The organism is Klebsiella sp. Ech2A (assembly GCF_030078455.1).
In the GTDB taxonomy this organism is placed as follows: domain Bacteria; phylum Pseudomonadota; class Gammaproteobacteria; order Enterobacterales; family Enterobacteriaceae; genus Klebsiella; species Klebsiella terrigena.
Genome location: NZ_JAQGFU010000347.1, coordinates 1 through 2,471, shown reverse-complemented (window position 1 = coordinate 2,471; position 2,471 = coordinate 1). Strand labels below are relative to the sequence as shown.

The window sequence follows — 2,471 nt, the reverse complement described above, 5'->3', positions numbered from 1 at the left end:
ACGGTGGGGTGGTGGTTAACGTTGGTCAACAGGGGCGCATCGAGGCAACCGATCGGGGCGAGCGCGGCGACAGCTATACCGTCGACTTTAGCGGCCGCTGGTTTACCGTGCCGGTTGGGGCCATCAGCCTCGTCGAGGAGAGATAATCATGAACGCATGGGAACGGTTTGGCCGCCAGCGCCTGGCGCGCAGCCGCTGGAACAGTGAACCGGCGGCATTAAACGCCGCCGACAGCGAGGCCTTTGAGCAGGCCTGGCAGCGCCAGCGTCAGATGGAGCTGGCTATCGTTACCCTGGCGCCGGCGCACGATATTGCGCCAGAGCTGAGGGATAGCGTGGCCGCATCGCTTGGGATCTGGCTTAGCGAAGGTGAGTTTACCCCCGAGGAGCGCGAGGCCATCGTGCTGCATCACACCCGCCTGGAGATCGCCTTTGCCGAACAGGCGCAGCAGGTGCCGCAGCCGGACCCGTCAACGGTGCAGGCCTGGTATCTTCACCATCAGGCGCATTTTATGCGCCCGGAGCAGCGCCTGACCCGCCACCTGCTGCTGACGGTCGATGGCGACCTCGAGGCGGTTCATCGGCAAATTCTCGGGCTGCATCAGCAAATCAGCGCCTCCCGCGCTGCGTTTGCGCCGCTGGCGCAGCGCTATTCCCAGTGCCCAAGCGCGCTGGAGGGCGGACGCTTAGGCTGGATTAGCCGGGGATTGCTCTATCCGCAGCTGGAGACGGCGCTGTTTTCGCTCGCGGAGGATGCGCTGAGCCCGCCGGTCGCCAGCGAGCTGGGATGGCACCTGCTCTGGTGCGAAGCGATTCGCCCCGCCGTGCCGATGGCGCAGCAGCAGGCGCTGGAGAGCGCCCGCGATTATCTGTGGCAGCAAAGCCAGCAGCGCCATCAGCGCCAGTGGCTGCAGGAGATGATTTCACGCCAGCCGGGGCTGTGCGGGTAACCCTGGAGGCTACCCGCGAAAACTCACAGCACCACGCGTTTGATCTCCTCAAGCCAGCGGCTCAGGCGCTCTTCGCTGCGATCGAACTGGTTATCCTGGTCGAGAACCAGTCCCACAAACCGCTCTCCTTCCAGCGCCGATGAGGCGCTGAACTCATATCCCTCATTCGGCCAGCTGCCGATAATCTGCGCCCCGCAGCCGCTCAGGACGTCATACAGCGGGCGCATTCCGCTGGCGAAGTTGTCCGGATAGCCCTGCTGATCGCCGAGACCGAACAGCGCCACGGTTTTACCGCTCAGGCTGATGCCGTCGAGGGCAGGGATAAATTCGCTCCACGATTCGCTCTCGCATCCGGCCGCAAGGCCCGGCAGCTGCCCGTCGCCCAGCGTCGGCGTACCCAGCAGCAGCACCGGATAGGCCAAAAACTCCTCCAGCGTCGTGCGGTTAATGTTGACCGGGGCATCCGCTACGTCGCCCAGCTGCTTGTGGATCAGCTTCGCAATTTTGCGCGTTTTGCCGGTATCGGTGCCAAAGAAAATGCCAATGTTCGCCATGTTACGCTCCTGTCGGGAAGGGGTTTAAAACACCAGTTGTCGCCAGGGATATTGCGAAGGCTGTGCCAGGTTTATTTGCACCATCGCGGCCCAGGTCTGCCCCATAACGATCGCCCCTTCGCCCTTCTTCCGCCCGCAGCGGGCCCTTCCGGGCCGCAACACCGCAAAAATAGCCCGATTTCCCGCTGTCGGATCAATGTTTCATCAGGTCGCTTTGATAAGGGCGCACGGTTTGCATGGTTATAAGGATGCGAATAGCACCGCGGCGTTGGCGTCACGGTGTCGGACAAATTGTCATAACTGCGACACAGGAGTTTGCGATGACCCTGAATATGATGCTCGATAACGCCGTGCCGGAGGCGATTGCCGGCGCGCTGACTCAACAACATCCGGGGCTGTTTTTTACCATGGTAGAACAGGCGTCGGTAGCCATTTCGCTGACCGATGCCAGAGCCAATATCATTTACGCCAATCCGGCGTTTTGCCGCCAGACCGGCTATTCGCTGGCGCAGCTGCTGAACCAGAACCCGCGGCTGCTGGCCAGCAGCCAGACGCCGCGCGAAATTTACCAGCAGATGTGGCAAACGCTGCTCCAGCGCCAGCCCTGGCGCGGCCAGCTGATCAATCAGCGCCGCGACGGCGGGCTCTATCTGGTGGATATCGACATCACGCCGGTACTCAATCCCCAGGGCGAGCTGGAGCACTATCTGGCGATGCAGCGCGATATCAGCGTCAGCTACACCCTCGAGCAGCGCCTGCGCAATCACATGACCCTGATGGAAGCCGTGCTCAATAATATTCCCGCCGCCGTGGTGGTGGTCGACGAGCAGGATCGGGTGGTGATGGATAACCTCGCCTACAAAACCTTCTGCGCCGACTGCGGCGGTAAAGAGCTGCTGGTCGAGCTGCAGGTTTCGCCGCGCAAAATGGGGCCCGGCGCGGAGCAAATTCTGCCGCTGGCGGTGCGC

At 62.3% G+C, this 2,471-nt stretch carries 3 protein-coding genes; 2 read left to right on the top strand and 1 reads right to left on the bottom strand.

Annotation, left to right across the window (positions count from 1 at the left end; genetic code table 11):
* Nucleotides 1–148: 148 nt before the first annotated feature.
* A complete protein-coding gene (nifM, locus tag PFH44_RS26725; RefSeq protein ID WP_283826711.1) occupies nucleotides 149–949 on the top strand; it encodes a nitrogen fixation protein NifM in 801 nt (266 codons plus the stop codon).
* A 23-nt stretch (nucleotides 950–972) separates the two neighbouring features.
* Here the strand turns inward: nifM and PFH44_RS26720 are convergent, their stop codons facing one another.
* The gene (locus PFH44_RS26720) at nucleotides 973–1,503 is read right to left on the bottom strand and encodes a flavodoxin (RefSeq protein WP_045858160.1); all 531 of its coding nucleotides are present in this window, start codon (nucleotides 1,501–1,503) and stop codon (nucleotides 973–975) included.
* Between the two features lie 320 nt (nucleotides 1,504–1,823).
* Between PFH44_RS26720 and PFH44_RS26715 the strand changes: the two genes are divergently transcribed.
* The coding region (locus PFH44_RS26715) for a PAS domain-containing protein (protein WP_283826710.1) at nucleotides 1,824–2,471 on the top strand (648 nt) is incomplete at its 3' end.

Coding starts and splice junctions, on each gene's coding strand:
- nifM (WP_283826711.1), top strand. CDS start 149: ATGAACGCATGGGAACGGTTTGGCCGCCAGCGCCTGGCGCGCAGCCGC.
- PFH44_RS26720 (WP_045858160.1), bottom strand. CDS start 1,503: ATGGCGAACATTGGCATTTTCTTTGGCACCGATACCGGCAAAACGCGC.